Below are 24,860 nucleotides of genomic sequence, written 5' to 3' on the forward strand. Positions count from 1 at the left end.
TAGTTCATGTACTCTAGCTTCCGGCAGTTTTATTATGGGTTCAGTAATTTGTTCATGATAGAGTTGTAAACTTCTTTCCAAAGATTTGAATCTGTTTTGAAGCGGTTGCTGATGACAACATGAGCTTGTTGTACGGCTTCATCATAATTTTCATCATCTTTATCTGGAAGTAATTTTTTTCTAGTTTCTTCAACGAAGACTTGTGCAGCTTTTGCGCGTGGGCCCCATACATTTTCTTGTTCGTATTGATCATTTAAGAATACGAAAATTGGAATCGCACGTGCTTTACCATTCGTTAAATATTGATCAATCAAGTCTGTGTCTTGGTCTCTATGAAAGACGCGTACTTCGAGGTCTAACAATTCGCTGATATGTTTTAAGATCGCAATATTCATCATGGCATCCCCACACCAATCTTCAGAAATTGCGAGTACTTTACGATATGACTTTTGCTTGATTTGTTCGATACGTGAATCATCTTCAGGTACTGTAAAACTTTCATAAATCTTAAGTAGACCTTCTTGATTTTCTTTCATCTCAGAGATATACGTATCTAAATCTTGAGCATTTTGAAAATATGTTTCTAATTTTGTCATCGATAAAACCCCCTTTGTTAATTGATAATATTATATCAACAAATGATTCGGAATTAAAAGGAAAGGTTGTGAAAATTCTAAAGATTATATAGTGTTGCAAATGTAGTTAATATATTTTGAAGAAAAAGTAATATATAAGTGAAATAGCACCGTGCAATTTCTAAAAATAGTAGTATGATAAATATGTGCGAAAAATACATACGAAAGAGCAGTAAAAAGGAGTGATTCTTTTGAAGTATAAATTAGTCGCAGTACTTATGTTTTCAACGATAAGTGTAATAACTTTATTGATTTCAGGGTATATGAGTAGTACAAAATCAGTTGATTTATCAGAAATGACAATTAACAACATGAAGATGAATCAATCATTTAATCCAAAGGGTTTTAATGAAAATCATAATATTCAAGTCGACCGCTTTGCGTTTTATTACAATGATAAGCATCCTAATTTTGTGGTGAAAGTTGATAAGGCACATCATAAAATTAATGGAATGGTTGTTATTAAGGATAAACAAATTGAAACGAACATGGGCTTTAAAGTAGGAGATGATATCAGCGATGTCATTCAAGCACTAGGCAGCAGTTACCAATTAACAGAAGGTAAGAATGGTTATAAAACGTTGAATTACGTTGATAAAGAAAATCATTTAAAACTTAAAGTCTTATATCAAGATGATGAAATTAAACGAATTGAATATTTCAAATGAGAATTCTAATTAAAGATGGCGTACTTGAAAGGCAATTTAAGCGGCCATCTTTTTACATAAGATAATATTTTCTTTAGGCCAAAGGGGAAACATTTTAAAAGCTTTGCAAGTTAAAGTATAATTCAAGTAGATTTTGGAGGTGGCCATTGTGAATAAAATTACATTTTTAAATGATTTAGAAAGTGAATTAAGATGGTTGCCTAGAGACGAAAAAGATAAAATTATGTATGAATACGAAGATGTGTTCTACGAAGGTGAAAGAGAAGGGCGCTCAGAACACGATATTCTAAATGAAATGGAAAGCCCGAAAAAAATAGCGAAAGAAATTTATGCGCAAAAAGCTATCAAGAATGCTGAATATGCGCCGAACGCACAAAATGTCACCAAAGCTGTTCTCGCTACGTTAGGTCTAGGCATTTTATCTTTAATTATCATATTGATTCCATTATTCTTTGTGGTTATATTTATGATTATATTATTGCTTGCTTCGCTCGTACTTTTATTATCTCCAATCATTTTGTTTGTAGCGAATGTGATGAGCGGATTTTCACAATTTGTTTTCAGCGATTTCCTATTTGCCTTTAGTTACACAGGTCTTGGAATTATCTTTATTGTCTTTATCTTCAAGTTGGTTGAAGTGATTTATAAATTAATTCTGAAGTATTTACGTTGGAATTTGAAATTGATTAGAGGGAGCATAAGCGCATGAGAAAACTTTTATTAATTGGCATGATTACGTTTGTTGCTTTCTTCTCACTCGGCACTTTAGTCTGGTTTGTTCATGATCAAAGTAATTTGCCAGAGGAGCGTGTTGAAAAGACATTTCATAATAAAGACATTCAAGATATTTCAATCAGCGGCAATCGTGCAGACATCAAAATTGTACAAGGTAAGGAATTGAAGCTTAAATATAAGGGACAACGTCCTATTAATTTCTCAGAACATAATCATATCCTCAAAATTTCTGAAGATAAAAAGGATGAAATAGCGCCTAATATTAATCCATACAAAAGAACGAAACAAGAAATGATTGTCGAGGTACCAAAGAAACAATTAAATGATATTAATATTTCAACAGATATCGGCGCAATTAAATTGGATGGTGTACAAGCTGCGACAACCACAATTTGGAATAACATTTCAGATGTACATATTAAAGATTCCAAGTTGGAAAGTGTAGATATGAAATCAGAGAGCAGTAAGTTGGCATTTGAAAATAGTACGTTAAAAAACGGCAATTTCAAAATTCATTCTGGCGGTATCAGTGGAGATCATTCATTAGTAAAAGAAAGTATTTTTATATTAGGTACGGGTCATATCAATTTCTCAAAGATGGCGAATTCTTGTGATATTAAAGCCTCAACGAAAAGTGGCAATATTACGTTAAGCTATTTACACCCGCCGAAAGATACACTGTTAAGATTAAACCCTGCTGAAGGTAAGAAGTTGGTAAAAAATCCTCACTTTAAAAATGATAAAGTCGGTAAGGGTGAAAATGTTTTAGAATTCTATACGAATAAAGGTAATATCACAATCGAATAATGAACGTTTCAACAAAAAAACGATTTTCATCAAATGTTAGATGAAAATCGTTTTTCTTTGTCTATATTTCTATTCAATTATAATGTGCTGGATTCTGTTTGTTGTTGTGCTAAAACGCCGTCTTCCATTTGGTATACTTTATCGCAGAATTTCATTAAACGTTCATCGTGTGTTACGACAAGACAGGTTTTATTTAATTCCTTGGTTTCTTTCTTTAAGATGTTCATGACTTCCATCGCATTTTCAGTATCTAGTGAAGCGGTAGGTTCATCAGCTAAGATAATAGATGGATTTGTATACAATGCTTTGACAATCGCAACGCGTTGTTTCTGACCGCCAGAAATTTCGCTTGGCAGCTTATTTTGAACTTCACTTAAACCTAATCGTTCTAATAAGTTAGTCAGTGCTTCATCACTTAGCACATCTTTCTTTTGTTTTTTCAACAAGGTAAATTGCTGTTTGACTGTTAAGAAAGGAACTAAATTTGTGGCTTGCAAGATAAAGCCGATTTCGTTCATACGCGTATGTGCTAATTGTTTTTGAGAAAGATGTGTAATGGCTTGGCCATTCACATAAATTTCACCTTCAGTCGGTGTTTGTAATGCTCCGGCCATCGTCAAGAACGTACTTTTTCCTGATCCAGAGGGGCCGATGATGCCGACGAGTTCGGTCTTATTAAATTGTACTGTCGTTGGTTTAACAGCTTCGATAATTTTATTACCATCTTTAAAACGCTTCGTGACGTCTTTAAACTCTAACATTAGTATTTTCACTCCTTTTTATCCAATGGCTTTTAATGGGTCTACTTTACGGATCGTTAAAATAGAGAACAGACTTCCAATGAGTGATACAACAATCAAGACAAGTCCATAGATGATTAATGTCACAGGATTAAATGCGACAGGCACAGCATTCGGTAAAAAGGCACCTGTGATTAGTGTCAGTGCTAACCCGATTAATGTACCGATTAAAGAAATCATAAAGGTTTGTGCTAAAACGACTTTAGCTAAGTAACCATTTGTGAAACCTTGTGCTTTCAATACACCGAATAAGTTTGTTTTTTGAAGTGTAATGACATATAAGAAAATACCGATGACTGTTGCTGAAATAATAAATAAGAAAGTAATCATAAAGTTAAGTGTCAGATTTTGTGCAGTGTAACCAGGTAAATTTTCAACGAAGTTTTCAATGCTGACCGCTTCTAAATCAGAATTGAGTGATTTATCTTTCCAATCTTTGTCACGAACCACCACAGCATTCGTTTTATCTTTGGTTAATTTCGGGTTGATACTTTGAATTGTATTATAATTACCGAATAATACAGGTGATGCGTTATATTTTGCGCTTTCCGTAAATCCAACAATTTTCAGCTTTTCATCTGATTGGGATAAAGATAATTTATCGCCGATTTTAAAGCCTTTATCTTTTAAAGTTTCATCTGCGATGACCTCATTATCTTTATTAAATTTATGTCCTTCTAGTAATTTAGGAATTAAGAATGATTGTTTGGATACGCCGAATAAGAGGGCATTTTCTTCTTTTTGACCATTAGAAACAATAACGGCAGATTGTTTGAGTAACGCGGATTCTTTAAATGTATTTTTTGTTTCTTTTGTATCGAAGACAGATTGAGCGGCAGTTTGATTCGCATCTTTATTTAAGACAATCGCATCTGCATGCCATTTATCTATACCTTCACGGTTCATATTAATTAAACCGCTCGCAAGGCCTGAAAGTAAAAAGAGCAGGTAACTGATCATAATCAGCACACCGATGATTAATCCGAATTTTAATTTATTTCGTTTCATCTCGTTCCAAGCTAAAAACATAGGAGAACTCCTCTCGAGTATTTAATTTTGAATGTTGAGTTGATTATGATTGAAGACTATCAACTTAATTAATCAATTATAACTTATATAACTCAAATATGAAAAATAAAACAAAATGTATCAAACTTTTTTTGCGAATACTTTTAATAAAAGAAGTGGGTTGGGAGTTAATTTAGATTGAGATAAAGAATTTCAAGATATTCTTAAATCAAGTAAAGTCTTGTTTTTTCTAATAGAGCAGATAAAAATAAAAGCGAAAAGACTTTAGCACAGTGTCTTTCCGCTTTTAATCTATTATTCAGATGCGAAGGCAATGTCTGTATCAATTTCGCCATGAAGAGAGGTAATATCTAGTTCGTTGTGGTTAAGCCATTGATTAAAATCAATGCATACAGGTGTTTGATTTTCGCCTAAACTGATCCAAGCTTTCATTGTTTCTGGTTGATACATAGATGTATGAATAGTACCAGACCAGCTGCTGAAGAGCTTACTGTAAATTTCATATTGCGGATCATTAAAAACTTGAAAAGCTTTCATTTTATCCATATAGATATCTGTTTGTTTTAAAGTTTTAGCTAATCGTGCTTTAGATTCTTTGGTGTAGTTACGATTTTCATGCGTCAGCAACTTGAAATGGTTAGTACACGTACAATCATAACGTACATCTAGACCTCTAGGTGTCACTTCTACAATCGCGTGTTGATTATGTTTATCCATCATAATATAACTGAATGAACTACGATGAGGAATTTCTTTTAATAAACGAATGGCTTCATCTGTATCACGACAAAGTTCTAAAATTAAGCGTCCAATCATATAACAGACAAACCCGTCTTGCGGATGTTTACGATGCATAAAATTATAGCCCATAGCGAGACCCGCAGAATTAAGCCCATCCATTCTGCCTGTGACGCGAGAAGTAGGACCAATTTGGGCTAATCCACCGTCATTTGGTTCATATAATAAATAGCGACCATCATATGTGGCAGGGTGATAGTCATAATTGCGCACTAAATAATTGTCGCCAAGAAAGACTGTACAGCCGCTGTCTTTCTTAATAGGTGTAAAGCGATAATGTGCAAAATTAAAAACAATTTGTCTAATCGGTAACTCAAGCACTTCACGCATACCCATTAATTCTTCCCAAATTTGCGGTGCATATTGTTGGAAGATTGCATGTGTTTCATTAACATCGATATCAAAGCGTGGTAAGCGTTTCTTCCATTCTTTTTCTCTATTTTGCATGAGTTTAGTTGTTTTCATCCACTTGCCTGTTTCAACACCTAAATCATAATGTGATCCTCGAAATGTCATAATATCTGAGTGTACTTTTTGCATTCAAAATAACCCCTTAATGTTTCTCTTGATAATGTTACAAGAATGTAATTATTTATTAATAGACTTGGGAAATCAAACCATATTATAATATATATGTAGAGAAAAAACTGTAAATACGGTTTGTAAATGTCACTTGAAACGAAGATAGATTACGTTTAGAGGTGATTCATATGGTACAAGATTATTATAATAAAGCATATGCCGCTGTTTACAGATGGTGGAGAGGCGCGTAATACGTAATTCTTGTGATTTTAAGAGGTTAACCTTTTTCGGTTAGCCTCTTTTTAGTATAATGGCTTTAGACATGCTTTAGCTTTTTTAATATAGGGTATATGTTTTAATGACCAATTTAAGTATGCTATTATTAGAGCATGCAGGCGATTATTTTTATAGAGGTGAAATCAAAATGTTAGACTTTATTAAAGGCTTTTTTAAATTCTTCTTCAGTTTAGCACTTATCGTGTCAGTTGTAGTTGGCGTAGGTGTGGCTGTATTTGCTTTCATCTTCAAGAAAGACTTTGAAGATATCGAAAGAAGAACAAAAGAAATCGTTGCTGATATTGAATCAGGCAACAGTAATTAATTGTAATAGAATTAATGTAAAAGCACTTGCTGAGTTGAATTCAGCAAGTGCTTTTTTCATGAGTCTAAAAGGCTAAGAAGCGTTACGACATAATGTGATTTGGACAATATCAAGCAAAGAAAGTTTAATTTGCTGCTGTTGTTTCAAATTGATACCGATTAAGACTTGATCTAAGTAATTGATTTTGTCTGGCATCATTTTGATAGTTTGTATCCAACCTCCTTTAAAGTAGCGCACACGAATGGGACATTGTTCTTGAAATGCGATATGAATCTGTTGGTTCAATTCATGAATTTGATCTTCAGATAAAATAGGGCGTTCTATCTTAGTTTGATCTACCGCATATTGATGCAGACGTTCAAACTGTTCGGGCAATGTCGCAAAAGGTGCCCATTTCACCATGCCTCTGCCCATCGGGATATTCGCATCGAGCTCCTCCCGTGGAATTTTTCGATAATCTGTTTCTTCTTTAGACGTTTCCATCACTATCACCTGCTTGAGTAAGAGTTGATAATTTCATTATACGAACACTTGTTCGTATTTTCAACTGTAATTAATAGTTTAGCAGAAGAAAACCGTTTCAGAATTGAACTATTATCATTTTTCAGAATAATCCCGTACAATAGGAGGTAAGATGAGGAGGTAATAATATGACGAAATCAGGTTATATTGGATCTTACACAAAGAAAGAGGGTAAAGGGATTTACCGCTTCGTATTAGACGAAGACAAAGCAGCAGTCACTGAAGTTGCGACTGCCTATGAAATTGAGGCTTCTACGTTTATTGCACGCCACAATCAATTTTTATATGCGATTACGAAAGAAGGCGAACGCTGCGGTGTCGCAAGTTTTAGAGTTGAAAATGACGGCACATTGACTTTACTTAATAAATGCTTAGACTCTGTCGAAGGCACAGGATGTTATATTTCTGTATCAGAAGATGGCAATTATTTATTTGAAGCGGTCTATGGTGCAGGACTTTTACGTTTATACGAATTAGATGCAGCAACAGGTGAAGTTGTACGTTTAATTGAAGAGTTGGAACATAAATATCCGACAGGCCCGCATGAACGTCAAGAACATGCACATGTCCATTATGTGCAACAAACTCCAGATAAAAAATATGTTGCTGCATGCGATTTAGGTACAGACAGAGTAGTCAGCTACACATATGATGAAGAAGGCTATCATGAAGTAGCGGTATCTGAATTTACTGCAGGTTATGGCCCACGCCATATCGCATTCCATGAAAATCAACCTTATGCATATGTTGTACATGAACTTTCAAATAAAGTGAGTGTTACCAAATATGATGACGGCCATTTTGAAGAAGTAGGTGTTTATGTAACGATTCCAGATGACTTCAGAGAAGCAACGAAACTAGCTGCAGTACATTTATCTCATGACCAACGTTTCTTATATGTCAGCAACCGTGGTCACGACAGTATTGCAGTATTCGAAGTCAGCGACAAAGGTGACGCATTAAAATTAGTTGAAATCGTGAAAACTGGCGGTGAATTCCCACGTGACTTCAATATTTCAGATGATGATCAATATATTGTATGTGCACATCAAGAAGGGGATTCTCCAGTGACTGTTTTAAAACGTAATAAAGAAACAGGTCAACTGACATTAACAGATGACAAACAACACGCTGCAGAAGGTGTCTGTGTCATTTTTGATTAAAGTAAAACAGTTGTAAATGTATAGAGTAACCAGCATCTTTTGACAGATGCTGGTTTTTTTATGGAATTGTTATAAGAATTATTTATCATATGAATTATAAAAGGTTATGTAACCGTTTGCATGATTTTGGTTAAATATACGGATTTTTGTGATAAAATTAAAAAAACAACATGTACAGGGGTGCTTTAAATCAGTATCAGATTTAATTTTCGATTGATTTAAAGTAAAACATGTTGAATTCAAGGGGGGATTGGTTATGCGTCATTCACATCAAACAACTTTTCGCATACCGGGACGTCTGACATTCTTTTCTCAACCAAAGAAACAAAAATCTTATAACTTAGGCCAATTAATAGGTTTGATTTTAGGACCTGTACTCTTTGCGTTGATTTTAATGTTTGTACATCCTGAAGGTTTATCACATCAAGGGGTTTTCGTTTTAGCAAGTACTGCATGGATTGCGGTGTGGTGGATTACAGAAGCGATTCCTATTCCGGCAACCAGCTTAATGCCATTAGTGCTGATGCCGATAGGTCATGTCATGGATCCTGCACAAGTTACTTCTGAATATGGTAATGATATTATTTTCTTATTCTTAGGCGGCTTCGTGCTTGCGATTGCGATGGAAAGATGGAACTTACATACACGCGTAGCTTTAATTATTATCAATAGTATCGGAACAAGTACTGGGAAAATTTTATTAGGCTTTATGTTAGCAACTGGCGGCTTATCAATGTTTGTATCTAATACAGCAGCAGTAATGATTATGATTCCAATCGGCTTAGCGATTATCGCAGAAGCGAAAGCTTTGAACGATAAAGAACATCATAAACACAATTTATCTAAATTTGAAAAGTCATTAGTCCTTGCGATCGGTTATGCAGGAACGATTGGCGGTATGGGAACATTGATTGGAACACCGCCTTTAATTATTTTGAAAGGGCAATACCATACAGCATTCGGTGAAGAAATCAGCTTTGCGAAATGGATGTTGATTGGTATTCCGACAGTTATTATCTTATTATTCTTGGCTTGGGTTTACTTACGTTTTGTTGCCTTTAAACAAGAATTGAAACATTTGCCTGGCGGTGATGATTTAATCAAAACCAAGTTGAAAGAATTAGGCAAAGTCACATTTGAAGAGAAAGTTGTTTTCACTGTCTTTACCACAGCAAGTATTTTATGGATTATCAGAGAGTTTTTACTCAAACAATGGGGACCGACCTCACTTGTTCAAGATGGTACGATTGCGATGTTCGTCTCAATTTTATTATTCATTATTCCAGCTAAAAATAATAAAAAATACAAACGCATTATTGACTGGGAAGTTGCGAAAGAATTGCCATGGGGCGTACTGATCTTATTCGGAGGCGGTTTAGCTCTAGCAAAAGGTATTTCAGAGAGCGGCTTAGCGAAATGGTTAGGTGCACAATTGACAGCATTAAATGGTGTCAGTCCTTTACTCATCGTGATTGTAATCACTATGTTTGTGTTATTCTTAACAGAAGTTACATCCAATACAGCGACTGCGACTATGATTTTACCAATTTTAGCAACACTATCTGTCGCAATCGGCGTGCACCCATTATTATTAATGGTGCCAGCCGCAATGGCTTCAAACTGTGCTTACATGATGCCAGTCGGTACACCACCGAACGCCATTGTCTTCGGGACAGGTTTGATTTCTATTAAGAAAATGGCAAGTGTCGGCTTCTGGGTCAACTTAATTAGTGCAGTTCTCATTATATTAGTAGTTTATTTCTTAATGCCATATGCATTAGGTATAGATATTAGCGAACCATTAAAACCACTTAAATAATAATAAAGGAGATAGGCTAAAGTATTGTACTTTAAACCTATCTCCTTCTTTTATGTTGATTTTAATTATGATTTAAGTGTTGGTGATTGATAGATGTGTGAAAGGTTGCGACGTTTGATTTGTGCAGGTTTTAGTTCTGGTTGATCTAAATACAGACCATCAATATCATGCAATGTTAAAGTTTGTGATGTATCAAACTGATTCTCAGCAATTAATACATCTTTGTGCTGCGTATTATAGTAACCGCGAATATGAATCGCGTCTTTGGTCATAGGCCCTTCAAACTGGTTATTAATAATATAAAGTTCACGACCGCCTTGAGCTCCCATACGTTGTCCAGTCAGTACATCTGCAGTGTTTTTATCATCTTTCGTGCCTAAAAAACGCACGCCGCCAGCACAATTTAAGAAATGATTGTCCATGATATATAAGCTGTGTGCTTTAAAAGGTGTCAACGCAAAATCTTGTGTCTGATGGAATGTGTTGCGATAGATAAAAATATCGTGATAAAACTGATTGTGACGTGTTGCATGTGAACCGATTGCGCGATTCCAACTCTTGAAGCCTGGTGTTTCTGAAGGACCGAAATAGCATTCAGAAACCATAGTGTTTCTTGTAATTGTACCATCTCGCGTTCCGAATTTAGGGAAAGCACCTGGTACTTGAATATCAAGTTGTATTGCTTCAGAAAAGCTGCGATCACCATCAATATCTAAAAAGCCTTCAAAACTGCAGCGTGTGATCAGCGTATCTTCAACACCGCATGCATCAATTGCGTGACCGCCGACGATGTCTTTGAAGCGAATATTATATAATACAATACTTTGTGCGTGACCTAAGCACATCGCAGTGTTGTTGTCTGGAATACGACTGCCGTTCATATCGAATGTACCGCCGATAATTGTGATATGGCTATTGCCGGTATAACCATGATAAAGTCCATTTCGCATCCCATTTTTAAGTAATGCATCTTTGCCTTGACGCTTAATAATTGCTTCTTCATGTAAGAATAGTGTCGTGCCTTCATAAATCGTTAAGGCACGTTTGACATGAAATTCTCCTTTCGGCACAAAAATCATACTGCCTGGATGTTGTTTTGCGAGATTTAATGCATGCTGTAATGCTTTTGTATCCTTATGTTTATTTTGACCTGTTAATCCGAATTCAGTTGGGTATATCAACATGGTTTTGACCTGCTTTCTTTATTTCATTAGTTGTATAAAACGGGGTAAACTCGATAATTTGTCAAATTTAGGTTATCCTATTAATTAACAAGATATCACAAAATTGGGGGTAACGCATTATGGCAAAAAAAGCTTTAATTGTTGTAGATTATTCATATGATTTTGTCGCACCGGACGGCAAGTTGACTTGTGGAGAACCTGGTCAGGCGCTAGACAATTTTATCGCAGAACGTATGGAAGCGTATGATAAAGAAGGGGAAGCAATCTTTGTCATGATGGATCTGCATTATGAAAACGATCCGTATCATCCAGAAAGTAAATTATTCCCGCCGCATAATATCGAAGGCACTTCAGGAAGAGATTTATACGGTAAAGTTAAAGATGTTTATGAAAAAATTGAATCACATGAACATGTGCATTATTTAGATAAACGCCGCTACGATTCTTTCTTTGGTACACCTTTAGATAGTTTATTACGTGAACGCGGTATTACTGAAATCGAAATTGTTGGTGTATGTACAGATATTTGTGTACTGCATACAGCTATTTCCGGTTATAATAAAGGGTATGCAATCACTATACCGACAAAAGGTGTTGCATCGTTTAATCCAGAAGGTCATAACTTTGCGTTAGAACATTTTAAAAATGTCTTAGGTGCGAAGGTAGAATAACAGAATAGACTCGTGATAAAATAGGATTAAATAGGTATGAATTACAATAATTAATGACAAGGAGTGTCTCAGGACATGGAAAGTACTTATATTTTCGGGCATAAAAGTCCAGATACAGACGCAATTAACTCTGCCATCATTATGGCTGAATTTGAACAATTAAACGGCAATACTTCTGCGAAAGCATATCGCTTAGGTGAAGTGGGCCCTGAAACGCAATATGCTTTAGATTACTTTAAAGTAGAAGCACCAGAATTATTATCAGATGATTTAACAGGTAAAGACGTTATTTTAGTAGACCATAACGAATTCCAACAAAGTGCAGATTCAATTGAAGGTGCCAATATCCGCCACGTTGTGGATCACCACAGAATCGCTAACTTCCACACAGCTGGTCCGTTATGCTACCGTGCAGAACCACTAGGTTGCACAGCAACAATTTTATACAAAATGTTCAATGAAAAAGGCTTTGATATCAAACCGGAAATCGCTGGTTTAATGTTATCTGCCATCATTTCAGACAGCTTATTATTCAAATCACCAACTTGCACTGAGCAAGATAAAGACGCAGCAAAAGCATTAGAAAAAATTGCTGGTGTAGATGCACAAGAATACGGTTTAGAAATGTTAAAAGCAGGTGCTTCTACATTGAATAAAACAGCAGTTGAATTAATCAATGCAGATGCAAAATCATTCAACATGGGTGATTACACAGTACGTATCGGCCAAGTTAACACAGTAGACTTAAATGAAATTTTAGGCCGTCAAGCTGAGTTAGAACAAGCTATCACTGAAACATTAAATAATGCTGAATATGATATCTTCGTATTAGTTGCGACAGATATTTTAAATAGTGATTCAGCTATCTTAGTATTAGGTGAAGACAAAGATAAAATTGCGCAAGCATTTGGTGTTGAGTTAGATAACAACACAGCATTCTTACCAGGTGTAGTATCTCGTAAGAAACAAATCGTACCGCCAATCACTGAAACATTATCATAAGCAGTTAGACGCTGTTTATACATGAATATAGATTAAACTGGAATGGGCTAAGATGATAAACAAACAAGCATTCATTGTGTCATCTTGCTTTTTCCAGTTTTTTATTATAAATTTTGGTAATTGAAGTGTTGGTAAAAGTAATAAAATCATTATAAAAGATTAAAATTAGGGTAAAATTGAGTAACAAGGATAATTGTACGAAAGGAGTTAGAGAACCTTTGAAATCAATCGAGGAAAAATTTAAAGACTGCCAAGGGTATTTTAAAACGCATATTACTAAAGATATTAAATACCGTAGAAAACAACTTAAAGCATTGAAACATGCGATTAATAAATATGAAAATCAACTTTTAGCCGCATTGCATTTAGACTTAGGAAAAAATAAAGTAGAAGCGTATGCGACCGAAATCGGTGTCGTATTAAAAAGTATCAGTGCCGCTCGTAAAGATATACATAAATGGGCGAAAACGAAACAAGTGAACACGCCGCTCTATTTGTTCCCGAGTAAAAGTTATATTAAAAAAGAACCATTAGGCACAGTTTTGATTATCGGACCTTTCAACTATCCAGTTCAACTTGTATTTGAACCTTTAATTGGTGCGATCGCAGCTGGTAATACAGCAATTATCAAACCTTCAGAGCTGACACCGAATGTAGCTTCTGTGATTACAAAAGTCATTGAAGAAGCATTTGAATCAGCTTATATTACTTCAGTTGAAGGCGGTGTTGAAGAGACACAAGTCTTGTTAGAACAACCATTTGATTATATTTTCTTTACAGGCAGTGAACGTGTCGGACGTATTGTATATGAAGCAGCAAGTCGTCATTTGACACCTGTGACGTTAGAACTTGGCGGCAAGTCACCGGTTATTGTAGATGAGACAGCAAATTTGAAAGTTGCAAGTGAACGTATTGCGTTTGGAAAATTTATCAATGCGGGTCAAACATGTGTAGCCCCTGACTATATCTTGGTCCATGAGTCGGTCAAAGCAGACTTGATCAAGGCCTTGCAAGGTACTATTAAAGAGTTCTATGGCAAAGAACCGGATAAAAGTGAAGATTTCGGACGCATTGTGAATGATAAGCATTTTGAGCGTTTACAAGCATTGATTCATGACAATCAAGATAAAGTGGTTATCGGCGGTGAAACACATGAACCTTCACGTTATATTGCGCCAACGGTATTAGATAACGTGACTCCACAAGATTCAGTGATGGAAGAAGAAATCTTTGGACCGATTTTACCGTTGTTGACGTATCAAACATTTGATGAAGCGGTCGAATTTATTCAAGCACGAACACGCCCGTTATCACTCTATTTATTCAGTGAAGATGAAAATAATACGGATCGTGTGTTAAATGAACTATCCTTTGGCGGCGGTGCTATCAATGATACGTTAATGCAGTTAGCGAATCCAAATCTGCCATTCGGCGGTGTAGGTGCTTCTGGTTTCGGTAAGTATCATGGTAAGTATTCGTTCTATACATTCACACACGAGAAATCATATATTTATAAAACTACACGCTTAGAATCTGGAATAATATTCCCGCCTTACAAAGGGAAATTCTCTTATATTAAAAACTTATTCAAATAGTAAAATGAACTAACTGATTGAACTAGAATAACAATAATAAAACTGGGTCGAACTTTGAAAGCAAGGTTCGACCCAGTTTATTTAGAATATATCTTATTTAGTTTGTTTCTTGAAAGAACCGATGATTTTCACTTGATAATCTAAGGTTTCAAGTATTTTAATCACTTTGTCTAATTCAGAATTAAGCGTAGCATCGGCTTGGACAAAGAAACGATATCTGCCTAATTGTGTTTTAAGCGGACGTGATTCAATCCAAGATAAGTTGATATTGAAAATTGCGAATGTATTTAAAATATTCGCAAGCAACCCGGCTCTATCTTGTTCTGGTGTAATCATTAATACAGTGTCTGTCGCATCTTCAGCGATAGTTAAGTGATTACCTATGATTAAGAAGCGGGTCACATTATGTGGAAAATCTTCAATATTTTGTTCAATTGCTTCTAGACGATGATCTTCATTGATACCTAGCGGTGCAATCGCGCCCGTATGTTCATCAATAAAATCTAAACTTTGAACGGTACTTTCTGAATAGCCGATTTGAAATTGATGACGCTGGATAAATTGGTTAGTTTGACTGATTGCAGGTGCGATAGAATATACTGTATCAATCGCTTCAATTGGTGTACCAGCTAAAGCATATAATCCGAATTGGATATTTAAATGGATTTCACCAATAGCGTATATATTTTGATGTGCTAAGCCATCTGCGATGATGTTGATTGTTCCTTCAATTGAATTCTCGATCGGTACAATACCAATGCTATCTGAGTCATTTTGAACTGCTTGAACGACTTCATATAAGTTGGATTTTGGATGATAGTCAGCTTCTGTTTCTGTTAAATACTTTTTAGAAGCAAGATATGAAAATGTACCCCTTGGACCTAAATAATATAAATTCATTTTTGCATTTCCCCTTTGATGTGACGCACAGTTAATGGAAAGGGCACCCAGTTGTTTCTGCTGGTTTCTTATAAAAGAAATTTGGTTCTTTCATCACATTTTTATACCCATGATGATAGTTCGAAACCAGAGTAGGTGACAGTGATGGTACGAGCCAAGACCATTTTCCAGTAACTTCACGATTGGCTTTTGCTTCATTGGATTCAAAGTGTTCGAATTGTTTAGCAGCTGTTAGGTGATCGACAATCGATGCGCCTACTTTTTTAAACGAATGATACACTGCATCATTCAGTTCTACCATAATACGATCTTTATTGAATGAAGTATTTTTAAGTGTATCAAATTCAAACGCTTCTGCAACTTTTTCTATTAAATTATAGCGGTATGTGTCAGTAAAATTACGTACAGCAATTTCATTTACCATATACCAGCCATTAAATGGTACTGTTGGATAAGTAATACCACCGATTTTTAAATCCATACTAGAAATAATCGGTACCGCATACCATTTCAATCCTAAGTCAGCGAGTTTAGGGTAATGGCGGTGTTCGATTGGAACTTCTAGGACCAGTTCTTCAGGTAAATCATGCAGGCGCGGGAAGCGCTCACCAGGCAATTTATAAATCAATGGTAAGACGTCAAAATCTGTACCTGCACCTTGCCAACCTAAGTGTTGTGCAGTTTTAGTCATCTCGCGTTCCGCAGGATCCCCAGCATCTTCATAACCTGCATAGCGAATTAATTGATTATTATAGATGATAGGCGGATGATCTTCTTCTTGCGCATAAATCGTAATGTAAGATTGAATTTTTCCACCGTTTGTCGCTTCGTCTAAATGTTTGTGGATAGATTCGATAAAGGCATCATTGTCTTTGACGTCACGTGCATCTTGAACGATTAACGTTTCCCAAAATAATCGTCCGATACAACGATTGGAATTGCGCCAGGCCATACGTGCACCATATGTTAGTTCTTCCGTCGTATGGTGATACGTACCAGTTTCGTTAATTTCCTTTTCGATTGCTTCTAATCTCTCTTGAATAACATTTTCGTCATAATTTAACTCTCGATACATTGTGTGAATAAATTCAGTCGCTTTCTCTAATAACATTTTCTTCACCTCATCTTTATTATAGGAGTAATAAGGGAAAACCCCTAGTAAAGATGTCACACAAAATATAGAAATCCAACTAAATCTGACAAAATTATTACATTAATAAAAAAGTATTTACAAAATTAATTGATTTAATTTCAATTTCGGTACAATTGTACGAAGAATGACATACCCCCTAACGGGGAATGTATAAAAGCCTATAAGAATGTGATAAACTAAACAAAAAAGGTTGATTGGGGAGAAAGTTATGTATCAATTTAGAGATGACAGCTTAATGCTTCATAATGACTTATACCAAATTAATATGGCTGAAAGTTATTGGTATGATAATGTTCATGAAAGAAAGGCGGTCTTTGATTTATATTTCCGCAAGATGCCATTCGACAGCGGTTATGCTGTATTTAATGGATTACGCAGAATTATTCAATTTATCGAAAATTTCCATTTTACTGAAACGGATTTAACATATTTAAAATCTATTGGTTACCAAGATGACTTTTTAGATTATTTGAAAGACTTGCGCTTTACTGGAAACATTCGAGCAATGGAAGAGGGCGAAGTATGTTTTAATAATGAGCCTTTAGTAAGGGTAGAGGCACCATTAATTCAAGCACAATTAATTGAAACGATTTTATTAAATATCGTTAACTTCCATACGTTGATTGCGACAAAAGCAAGCAGGATTAAACAAGTCGCACCTAACGACTTATTAATGGAATTTGGTACAAGACGTGCACAAGAAGAAGACGCAGCATTATGGGGAGCAAGAGCAGCTATTATCGGCGGCTTTGATTCTACAAGTAATGTCAGAGCGGGTAAATTATTCGGTATTCCTGTATCCGGTACACATGCGCATGCTTTTGTACAAACTTATGGTGATGAATATGTTGCATTTAAAAAATATGCAGAGCGTCATAAAGACTGTGTCTTTTTAGTAGATACTTTCCATACGTTAAAATCAGGTGTGCCGACAGCGATTAAAGTGGCACAAGAATTAGGCGATAAAATCAACTTTATCGGTATACGTTTAGATTCAGGTGATATTGCTTACTTATCTAAAGAAGCACGTAAAATGTTAGATGAAGCAGGTTTCACTGATGCGAAAATCATTGCATCTAACGATTTAGACGAAGAAACAATCATGAGTTTGAAAGCACAAGGTGCGAAAGTCGACTCATGGGGTGTAGGTACTAAGTTAATCACAGGTTATGATCAACCAGCATTAGGAGCAGTTTATAAACTTGTTGCTGTAGAAGATGAATCAGGTGAGTACCAAGATCGTATTAAACTATCAAACAATGCGGAGAAAGTAACAACACCTGGTAAGAAAAATGTTTATCGTATTATTAATAAAGAAACAGGTAAAGCAGAAGGGGATTATATTACACTTGCACATGAAGATCCGTATGCAGAACAACCATTGAAATTGTTCCACCCGGTGCATACGTATAAAAGTAAGAAAGTAAAATCATTCGAAGCGATTGATCTGCATAAAGATATCTATACTGAAGGTAAATTAGTTTATGAATTACCACACGAAAAAACAGCCCAAGCCTTCTTAAAAACAAATTTAGAACATCTATGGGAAGAAAACAAACGTTTCTTAAACCCTCAAGAGTACCCTGTTGATTTAAGTAAAGCATGTTGGGATAACAAACAACAAAAAATCTTTGAAGTCGCAGAAGATGTCAAAGAAATGGAGGAACGACATGAGTAGTGAATTGCAGGATATTATTGTTAAAGAAATGAAAGTTAAACCATTCATCGATAGTGAAAGTGAAGTCCATGAACTCATTCACTTTATTAAACACTATGTTCAAAGTCATGGTTTTATCCAATCGTTAGTATTGGGGATTTCAGGCGGCCAAGATTCAACACTTGCCGGTCGTTTGTGTCAAATTGCGGTAGAACAGTTACGAGAAGAAGGCAGAAACGTACGCTTTATCGCAGTTAAGTTACCATATGGCGTACAAAAAGACGCAGATGAAGTTGAAGATGCTTTGAAGTTCATTCAACCAGATGAAACTGTCACGGTTAATATTAAACCGGCAGTTGATCAAAGTGTTAATGCATTGAATGAAGCTGGATTTGAATTAACAGACTTTCAACGCGGTAATGAAAAAGCACGTGAACGTATGAAAGTTCAATTTGCGATTGCGGCAAACCAAAGCGGTATTGTCATCGGAACTGATCATTCTGCAGAAAATATTACAGGCTTCTTCACAAAATATGGCGATGGCGCTGCAGATATAGCGCCTTTATTCGGCTTAAATAAACGACAAGGGCGTCAATTATTGGCATACTTAAATGCACCGAAACATCTTTATGAAAAAGTGCCGACTGCTGATTTAGAAGATGACAAACCGCAACTTCCAGATGAAGAAGCATTAGGCGTGACTTATGATGCGATTGATGATTATTTAGAAGGCAAACCTGTGTCTGAAAAAGATCAAAAAGTAATTGAAGGCCACTACTTAAGAAATGCGCATAAGCGAGAATTAGCATACACACGCTACACTTGGCCAAAATCAGAATCATCGAAAGAAAAAGAGTGACAAATAATCAGTCGACTGATAAAATAAGCTAGATTTCAATTTGAAAAGAGGTAATATATTTTGTCAGTAATTTCAGCAAACCCATGGCTGATGCTGCTCTCAATTTTTATCATTAACGTTGCTTATGTGACATGTCTCACAGTTCGTACGATTCTTACCTTAAAAGGTTACCGTTATGTCGCAGCAGCGGTTAGTTTCCTTGAAGTGTTAATCTATATTATCGGATTAGGCTTAGTGATGGCTAACTTGGATAAATTCCAAAATATTGTAGCTTATGCGTTTGGTTTCTCTGTCGGCATTATTGTCGGTATGAAAATTGAAGAGAAACTTGCATTAGGTTATTCTGTAGTCAATGTGACAACAGCCAATTACGAATTAGATTTACCGACACAACTTAGAAATTTAGGTTACGGTGTCACACACTTCCCAGCTTATGGTCGAGACGGCGAACGTTTAGTCATGCAAATTCTGACACCAAGACGCTTTGAACTTAAGTTGATGGATACGATCAAACAACTTGATGACAAAGCATTCGTCATTGCCTATGAAGCACGAACATTACATGGCGGCTTCTGGGTTAAAGGTATTAGAAGTAAACGATTGAAGGCGTATGATACAGATGAAATTTGAAGTAGCAGAAAACGAAACGATTCGAGAATGTTTAGCACGTATGCGTGAAGCGGGCTATATGCCAGTGAAGCGGTTTGAGAAACCAGTCTATCGTGAAAATAAAGACGGCAGTATAGAAGTTGAGCGTCAACATATACAATTTGTCGGTAAGAAAATTCAATAAATGTGCAGAAAGCCCAATTTGTATTTTGAAATGAAATACGAGTTGGGCTTTTTAGATAAAAGTTTGGAAAGCCTTATACATTTGAAAAAAATTCTGTTAAAATAGAGAGTATAAGAGTAAAAAGTCGAACGTTTTGCAGGATATTTTGAAGAATGTACATGTTCTGTGAGCGTCCACATTTAAAATCAAACTTTAAGATAGGAGTTTATGAAATGATTGAACGTTATTCTCGTGAAGAAATGTCACAAATCTGGACAGACCAAAATCGTTATGAAGCATGGTTGGAGGTTGAAATCCTAGCATGTGAAGCTTGGAGTGAATTAGGTTTTATCCCGAAAGAAGACGTTAAAAAAATCCGTGAAAATGCGCGTGTAGATGTAGACCGTGCGAAAGAAATTGAATTAGAAACTCGTCATGACGTTGTTGCTTTCACACGTCAAGTTTCTGAAACTTTAGGAGAAGAACGTAAGTGGGTGCACTATGGTTTAACTTCAACAGACGTTGTAGATACAGCGTTAAGCTACCAAATCAAACAAGCAAACGATATTTTGGAAAAAGACATTGAACGTTTTATCGAAGTATTAGCTGCGAAAGCGAAAAAATATAAATATACATTAATGATGGGTCGTACACATGGTGTGCATGCTGAACCGACAACATTCGGCGTGAAAATGGCATTATGGTATCAAGAAATGGTACGTAACTTTAAACGTTTTAAAGAAGTACGTAAAGAAATCGAAGTAGGTAAAATGAGTGGTGCAGTCGGAACATTCGCAAACATCCCACCTGAAATCGAAGCATACGTTACAAAACACTTAGGTCTTGATTTTGCACCTGTATCAACACAAACATTACAACGTGACCGTCATGCGTATTACATCGCAACATTAGCTTTAATCGCAACTTCTATGGAGAAATTTGCAGTTGAAGTACGTAACTTGCAAAAAACAGAAACACGAGAAGTAGAAGAAGCATTCGCGAAAGGCCAAAAAGGTTCTTCAGCAATGCCGCATAAACGTAACCCGATCGGTTCAGAAAATATTACAGGTATTTCACGTGTCATCCGTGGTTACATTACAACAGCATACGAAAACGTTCCATTATGGCATGAACGTGATATTTCACACTCATCTGCAGAACGTATTATGTTACCAGATGTGACAATCGCATTAGATTATGCATTAAATCGTTTCACAAACATCATCGATCGTTTAACAGTCTTTGAAGATAATATGATGGCTAACATCAACAAAACATTCGGTTTAATTTATTCACAACGTGTGTTATTATCATTAATTAACAAAGGTATGGTACGTGAACAAGCTTATGACTTAGTTCAACCAAAAGCGATGGAATCTTGGGAAACTAAAACACCATTCAGAGAATTGCTTGAACAAGATTCACAAATTACTGATGTATTAAGCAAAGAAGACTTAGACAAAGCCTTCGATCCAAAACACCACTTAAATCAAGTGGATACAATTTTCGAACGTGCTGGTTTAGCTGACTAATGTTTACAATAAATTTGTATATCGCAACAATTTCTTAAGGGTCATGACTACACTTTAATGTATTAGTACGTTAAAATAGGATAAAGATGAACACAAAGAACAGGAGTTGTTTGATATGCAAATTGAGAAGTTACGCGGTAAAGCATTAGATGAGCTGTTTGATGCGATTCTAACGCTTGAAAATAGAGAAGAGTGTTACCAGTTTTTTGATGACTTATGTACTGTAAATGAAATTCAATCGTTATCACAAAGACTTCAAGTTGCTAAAATGATTAAACAAGGTTATACGTATGCAACGATTGAAAAAGAAACAGGTGCTTCTACAGCGACAATTTCCAGAGTAAAACGCTCCTTACAATGGGGTAACGACGCTTATACTGTCGTATTAGATCGCATGAATATCGAAACAAATGACTAGTTCAAAACAGAGCCTGCACATCTTATGATGTGAGAGGTTCTGTTTTTCTTTGTTTAGACATATCCGTTTAGAATCTAAGTGGTAAAAATGATATAATCAAATGTATGTTTAAAAGAAGGGAAACGGTAAAATGTACGACATAAAAAAGTGGCAACATGTATTTAAATTAGATCCTGCAAAGACAATCAATGATGAAGATTTAGATAAAATCTGTATGTCAAATACAGATGCAATTGTGATTGGCGGAACTGATAATGTGACTGAAGACAATGTCATTCAATTGATGAGTCGTGTCCGTCGTTATCCGCTTCCACTCGTCCTTGAAATTTCCAACTTAGAAAGCATCATGCCTGGTTTTGACTTCTACTTTGTCCCGATGGTCTTAAACAGCCCGGATGTACAATACCAAAATGGCTTATTGCTAGAAGCACTTAAAGAATACGGTCATATGATGGATTTTGATGAAATCAAATTCCAAGGGTACATCATATTAAATCCTGATTCTAAAGCCGCGGTGAAAACACAAGCAAAAACAGATTTAGATGAATCAGATATTGAAGCTTACGCATTGATGACGGATAAAGTCTATCAATTTCCAATCATGTACATAGAATATAGCGGCACGTTCGGAGATATGGAAATAGTTCGTACCGCAAAACAAAATGTTGAACAAGCACATGTGTTTTATGGCGGCGGTATCCGCTCATTAAGCGATGCGCAAGTTGCGGCGAAAGAAGCAGATACGATTGTCGTCGGCAATTTAGTCTATACCGATATCAAACAAGCATTGAAAACAGTTAAAATAAAGGAGTTATCTTAAGATGAATGCGTTATTAGACAATATGAATACTGAACAAAGCGAAGCAGTCCGTACAACTGAAGGACCACTGCTGATTATGGCCGGAGCAGGCTCAGGGAAAACGCGTGTTCTAACGCATCGTATCGCGTACTTATTAGATGAAAAAGGCGTTTCTCCTTATAACGTCCTAGCAATTACTTTCACAAACAAAGCAGCACGAGAAATGAAAGAACGTGTTGAAAAATTAGTAGGAGAAGAAGCACAAGTTATTTGGATGTCAACGTTCCACTCTATGTGTGTACGTATTTTAAGAAGAGACGCAGATCGTATCGGCATTGAGCGTAACTTTACGATTTTAGATCCGACAGATCAAAAGTCAGTCATTAAAGATGTGTTGAAAACAGAAAATATCGACAGTAAACGTTATGATCCGCGTATGTTCTTATCTGCCATCAGTAATATGAAAAACGAACTTAAAACAGTTGAAGACGCAGAAATTGAAGCAACAGACTTTATGTCTGACATGGTGGCACGTGTGTATGCAGGTTATCAACGTCAGCTTTCTCGAAATGAAGCGCTCGATTTCGATGATTTGATTATGACTACAATCAATCTCTTTAAACGAGTACCAGACGTTTTAGAATACTATCAAAATAAATTCCAATATATCCACGTGGATGAGTATCAAGATACTAACAGAGCACAATATACGCTTGTGAAACTATTAGCGGATAAATTTAAAAATTTATGTGTCGTAGGTGACTCTGACCAATCCATTTATGGTTGGCGTGGTGCTGATATTCAAAACATCTTGTCATTCGAGGAAGATTATCCGAATGCGAGAACGATTTTCCTTGAACAAAACTATCGTTCAACGAAAGTCATTTTAAATGCGGCCAATGAAGTAATTAAAAATAATACAGAACGTAAGCCGAAAGGGCTATGGACTGCGAACCAAGAAGGTAAAAAAATTAATTATTACCAAGCACAAAGCGAAAGTGATGAAGCACAATATGTCGTAAAAGAAATTATGCGTCAGCAACGTGAAAACAATAAATCCTTCAATGATATTGCGATTTTATATCGTACGAATGCACAATCTCGTGTGCTTGAAGAAACATTTATGAAATCGAATATTCCATATACAATGGTCGGCGGTCACAAGTTCTATGACCGTAAAGAGATCAAGGACTTATTAAGTTATTTACGTTTAATCGCAAATAGTAATGATGATATCAGTTTACAACGTATTATTAACGTACCAAAACGTGGTATCGGACCATCTTCTGTTGAAAAAATTCAAGCGTATGCCAGACAAAATGATTTAAGTATGTTTGATGCCTTAGCTGAAGCAGATTTTATCGGTTTAACCAAAAAAGTGACTAAACAAGCGATAGATTTCTATACATTGATTTCAAATTTAATCCAAGAACAAGAATTCTTAGAAGTCAGTGAAATTGTAGAAGAAGTCTTAAATAAATCAGGGTATAAAGAAATGTTGGAACGTGACCAGACTTTAGAAGCACGCAGCCGTTTAGAAAACATTGAAGAGTTTATGTCTGTTCCTATGGATTATGAGAAAAACACACCACTTGAAGAACAATCATTAATCAATTTCCTAACGGATTTATCATTAGTCGCAGATATCGATGAAGCGGATATTGAAAACGGTGTGACATTGATGACGATGCACTCTGCGAAAGGTTTGGAATTCCCGGTAGTCTTTATTATGGGTATGGAAGAATCAATCTTCCCTCATATCCGTTCTATTTTGAGTGATGATGATCACGAAATGGAAGAAGAACGTAGAATTTGTTATGTGGCGATTACACGTGCGGAAGAAGAGTTGTATTTAACACATGCGACGAGCAGAACGTTATTTGGTAAAACACAATCTAACTCAGCTTCAAGATTCTTAAAAGAAATTCCTGAAGATTTATTGAATAAGCCTGCAAGAACAGAGAGTCGTTATGCAGGAGCTTCCAGCAGTCAAAGACCTGTTAAACGCGGTCCAAGCAGACGTACAACGAAACGTTCAGAAGTGGCATCTGGAACATGGAACGTCGGTGATAAAGTGGTTCACAAAGCATGGGGAGAAGGTATGGTCAGCAATGTGAATGAGAAAAACGGTACGGTTGAACTCGATATTATCTTTAAATCTCAAGGACCGAAACGTTTACTTGCGAACTTTGCGCCGATTAAAAAGAAGGAGGACTAAG

The 24,860-nt window shown here is 35.9% G+C and carries 25 protein-coding genes; 17 read left to right on the forward strand and 8 right to left on the reverse strand.

The features are described from left to right. Positions 1 to 32: 32 nt before the first annotated feature. On the reverse strand, positions 33 to 596 hold the full coding sequence (locus MUA87_RS04630; protein ID WP_156666806.1) for a thioredoxin family protein: 564 nt from the start codon (positions 594 to 596) through the stop codon (positions 33 to 35). Between the two features lie 221 nt (positions 597 to 817). On the opposite strand from MUA87_RS04630, the gene MUA87_RS04635 reads away from it, so the two are divergent. The 3 genes from MUA87_RS04635 to MUA87_RS04645 all read left to right on the forward strand — a co-directional run bounded on the left by MUA87_RS04635 (position 818) and on the right by MUA87_RS04645 (position 2,845). After that, positions 818 to 1,303, forward strand: a complete 486-nt coding sequence (locus tag MUA87_RS04635; RefSeq protein ID WP_226956295.1) for a hypothetical protein — start codon at positions 818 to 820, stop codon at positions 1,301 to 1,303. A 148-nt stretch (positions 1,304 to 1,451) separates the two neighbouring features. Next, positions 1,452 to 2,012: an HAAS signaling domain-containing protein gene (locus MUA87_RS04640; RefSeq protein ID WP_002481704.1), complete on the forward strand. Its 561-nt coding sequence runs from the start codon at positions 1,452 to 1,454 to the stop codon at positions 2,010 to 2,012. Beyond that, positions 2,009 to 2,845: a DUF4097 family beta strand repeat-containing protein gene (locus MUA87_RS04645; protein WP_057510881.1), complete on the forward strand. Its 837-nt coding sequence runs from the start codon at positions 2,009 to 2,011 to the stop codon at positions 2,843 to 2,845. Before MUA87_RS04640 ends, MUA87_RS04645 begins: the two co-directional genes overlap by 4 nt. 77 nt (positions 2,846 to 2,922) lie before the next feature. Here the strand turns inward: MUA87_RS04645 and MUA87_RS04650 are convergent, their stop codons facing one another. The 3 genes from MUA87_RS04650 to MUA87_RS04660 all read right to left on the reverse strand — a co-directional run bounded on the left by MUA87_RS04650 (position 2,923) and on the right by MUA87_RS04660 (position 6,012). Further along, positions 2,923 to 3,606 carry an ABC transporter ATP-binding protein gene (locus tag MUA87_RS04650; RefSeq protein WP_023015884.1) on the reverse strand — a complete coding sequence of 228 codons (684 nt, stop codon included), beginning with the start codon at positions 3,604 to 3,606 and terminating at the stop codon, positions 2,923 to 2,925. Positions 3,607 to 3,624: 18 nt separating this feature from the next. Next, the gene (locus tag MUA87_RS04655) at positions 3,625 to 4,674 is read right to left on the reverse strand and encodes an ABC transporter permease (RefSeq protein ID WP_262551343.1); all 1,050 of its coding nucleotides are present in this window, start codon (positions 4,672 to 4,674) and stop codon (positions 3,625 to 3,627) included. Between the two features lie 294 nt (positions 4,675 to 4,968). Continuing rightward, on the reverse strand, positions 4,969 to 6,012 hold the full coding sequence (locus MUA87_RS04660; protein ID WP_262551344.1) for a C45 family autoproteolytic acyltransferase/hydrolase: 1,044 nt from the start codon (positions 6,010 to 6,012) through the stop codon (positions 4,969 to 4,971). Positions 6,013 to 6,418: 406 nt separating this feature from the next. Here MUA87_RS04660 and MUA87_RS04665 point away from each other — a divergent pair, with 406 nt between their 5' ends. Further along, positions 6,419 to 6,595 carry a hypothetical protein gene (locus MUA87_RS04665; protein ID WP_096754678.1) on the forward strand — a complete coding sequence of 59 codons (177 nt, stop codon included), beginning with the start codon at positions 6,419 to 6,421 and terminating at the stop codon, positions 6,593 to 6,595. A gap of 72 nt (positions 6,596 to 6,667) precedes the next feature. On the opposite strand, the gene MUA87_RS04670 is transcribed toward MUA87_RS04665, so the two are convergent. Beyond that, positions 6,668 to 7,078 (reverse strand): YolD-like family protein, encoded by a 411-nt coding sequence (locus MUA87_RS04670; RefSeq protein ID WP_023015882.1) that lies wholly within the window; start codon positions 7,076 to 7,078, stop codon positions 6,668 to 6,670. 167 nt (positions 7,079 to 7,245) lie between these two features. Here MUA87_RS04670 and pglS point away from each other — a divergent pair, with 167 nt between their 5' ends. Both pglS and MUA87_RS04680 read left to right on the forward strand, forming a co-directional pair. Beyond that, on the forward strand, positions 7,246 to 8,280 hold the full coding sequence (gene pglS, locus MUA87_RS04675) for a 6-phosphogluconolactonase (protein ID WP_262551345.1): 1,035 nt from the start codon (positions 7,246 to 7,248) through the stop codon (positions 8,278 to 8,280). A gap of 256 nt (positions 8,281 to 8,536) precedes the next feature. Then, positions 8,537 to 10,099, forward strand: coding sequence for an SLC13 family permease (locus MUA87_RS04680; RefSeq protein WP_023015880.1), 1,563 nt, complete (start codon positions 8,537 to 8,539; stop codon positions 10,097 to 10,099). A 65-nt stretch (positions 10,100 to 10,164) separates the two neighbouring features. On the opposite strand, the gene MUA87_RS04685 is transcribed toward MUA87_RS04680, so the two are convergent. Beyond that, positions 10,165 to 11,283, reverse strand: a complete 1,119-nt coding sequence (locus MUA87_RS04685) for a glycosyl hydrolase family 28-related protein (protein ID WP_057510877.1) — start codon at positions 11,281 to 11,283, stop codon at positions 10,165 to 10,167. A gap of 119 nt (positions 11,284 to 11,402) precedes the next feature. Here MUA87_RS04685 and MUA87_RS04690 point away from each other — a divergent pair, with 119 nt between their 5' ends. The 3 genes from MUA87_RS04690 (at position 11,403) to MUA87_RS04700 (ending at position 14,551) form a co-directional block, all read left to right on the forward strand. Beyond that, positions 11,403 to 11,954, forward strand: a complete 552-nt coding sequence (locus MUA87_RS04690; RefSeq protein ID WP_002481694.1) for a cysteine hydrolase family protein — start codon at positions 11,403 to 11,405, stop codon at positions 11,952 to 11,954. 75 nt (positions 11,955 to 12,029) lie between these two features. Beyond that, positions 12,030 to 12,956, forward strand: a complete 927-nt coding sequence (locus MUA87_RS04695; protein WP_002481693.1) for a manganese-dependent inorganic pyrophosphatase — start codon at positions 12,030 to 12,032, stop codon at positions 12,954 to 12,956. A gap of 218 nt (positions 12,957 to 13,174) precedes the next feature. After that, entirely contained in the window at positions 13,175 to 14,551 is a 1,377-nt protein-coding gene (locus MUA87_RS04700; RefSeq protein WP_070864045.1) for an aldehyde dehydrogenase, read from the forward strand. 93 nt (positions 14,552 to 14,644) lie between these two features. Here MUA87_RS04700 and MUA87_RS04705 read toward each other — a convergent pair whose 3' ends face one another. Together MUA87_RS04705 and MUA87_RS04710 are read right to left on the reverse strand one after the other, a co-directional pair. Next, a complete protein-coding gene (locus MUA87_RS04705) occupies positions 14,645 to 15,451 on the reverse strand; it encodes a prephenate dehydratase (RefSeq protein ID WP_002481691.1) in 807 nt (268 codons plus the stop codon). Between the two features lie 31 nt (positions 15,452 to 15,482). After that, positions 15,483 to 16,562: a nitric oxide synthase oxygenase gene (locus MUA87_RS04710; RefSeq protein WP_002481690.1), complete on the reverse strand. Its 1,080-nt coding sequence runs from the start codon at positions 16,560 to 16,562 to the stop codon at positions 15,483 to 15,485. Positions 16,563 to 16,812: 250 nt separating this feature from the next. Here MUA87_RS04710 and MUA87_RS04715 point away from each other — a divergent pair, with 250 nt between their 5' ends. The 8 genes from MUA87_RS04715 to pcrA all read left to right on the forward strand — a co-directional run bounded on the left by MUA87_RS04715 (position 16,813) and on the right by pcrA (position 24,859). Beyond that, positions 16,813 to 18,282, forward strand: coding sequence for a nicotinate phosphoribosyltransferase (locus MUA87_RS04715; RefSeq protein ID WP_262551346.1), 1,470 nt, complete (start codon positions 16,813 to 16,815; stop codon positions 18,280 to 18,282). After that, the gene (gene nadE, locus MUA87_RS04720) at positions 18,275 to 19,120 is read left to right on the forward strand and encodes an NAD(+) synthase (protein WP_262551347.1); all 846 of its coding nucleotides are present in this window, start codon (positions 18,275 to 18,277) and stop codon (positions 19,118 to 19,120) included. Before MUA87_RS04715 ends, nadE begins: the two co-directional genes overlap by 8 nt. Before the next feature lie 90 nt (positions 19,121 to 19,210). After that, the gene (locus MUA87_RS04725; protein WP_371099748.1) at positions 19,211 to 19,750 is read left to right on the forward strand and encodes a DUF2179 domain-containing protein; all 540 of its coding nucleotides are present in this window, start codon (positions 19,211 to 19,213) and stop codon (positions 19,748 to 19,750) included. Beyond that, positions 19,740 to 19,913, forward strand: a complete 174-nt coding sequence (locus tag MUA87_RS04730; protein WP_262551348.1) for an NETI motif-containing protein — start codon at positions 19,740 to 19,742, stop codon at positions 19,911 to 19,913. The genes MUA87_RS04725 and MUA87_RS04730 overlap by 11 nt, the downstream gene beginning before the upstream one ends. Before the next feature lie 212 nt (positions 19,914 to 20,125). Next, positions 20,126 to 21,424: an adenylosuccinate lyase gene (purB, locus tag MUA87_RS04735; protein ID WP_002481685.1), complete on the forward strand. Its 1,299-nt coding sequence runs from the start codon at positions 20,126 to 20,128 to the stop codon at positions 21,422 to 21,424. A gap of 115 nt (positions 21,425 to 21,539) precedes the next feature. Then, complete coding sequence (locus tag MUA87_RS04740; RefSeq protein ID WP_023015874.1) at positions 21,540 to 21,842, forward strand: YerC/YecD family TrpR-related protein; 303 nt, start codon at positions 21,540 to 21,542, stop codon at positions 21,840 to 21,842. A gap of 130 nt (positions 21,843 to 21,972) precedes the next feature. Next, the gene (locus MUA87_RS04745) at positions 21,973 to 22,662 is read left to right on the forward strand and encodes a heptaprenylglyceryl phosphate synthase (RefSeq protein ID WP_023015873.1); all 690 of its coding nucleotides are present in this window, start codon (positions 21,973 to 21,975) and stop codon (positions 22,660 to 22,662) included. 1 nt (position 22,663) lies between these two features. After that, positions 22,664 to 24,859: a DNA helicase PcrA gene (gene pcrA / locus MUA87_RS04750; RefSeq protein WP_057510589.1), complete on the forward strand. Its 2,196-nt coding sequence runs from the start codon at positions 22,664 to 22,666 to the stop codon at positions 24,857 to 24,859. The last annotated feature ends 1 nt before the right edge of the window (position 24,860 follow it).

This window comes from Staphylococcus simulans (genome assembly GCF_025561465.1).
GTDB lineage: Bacteria > Bacillota > Bacilli > Staphylococcales > Staphylococcaceae > Staphylococcus > Staphylococcus simulans.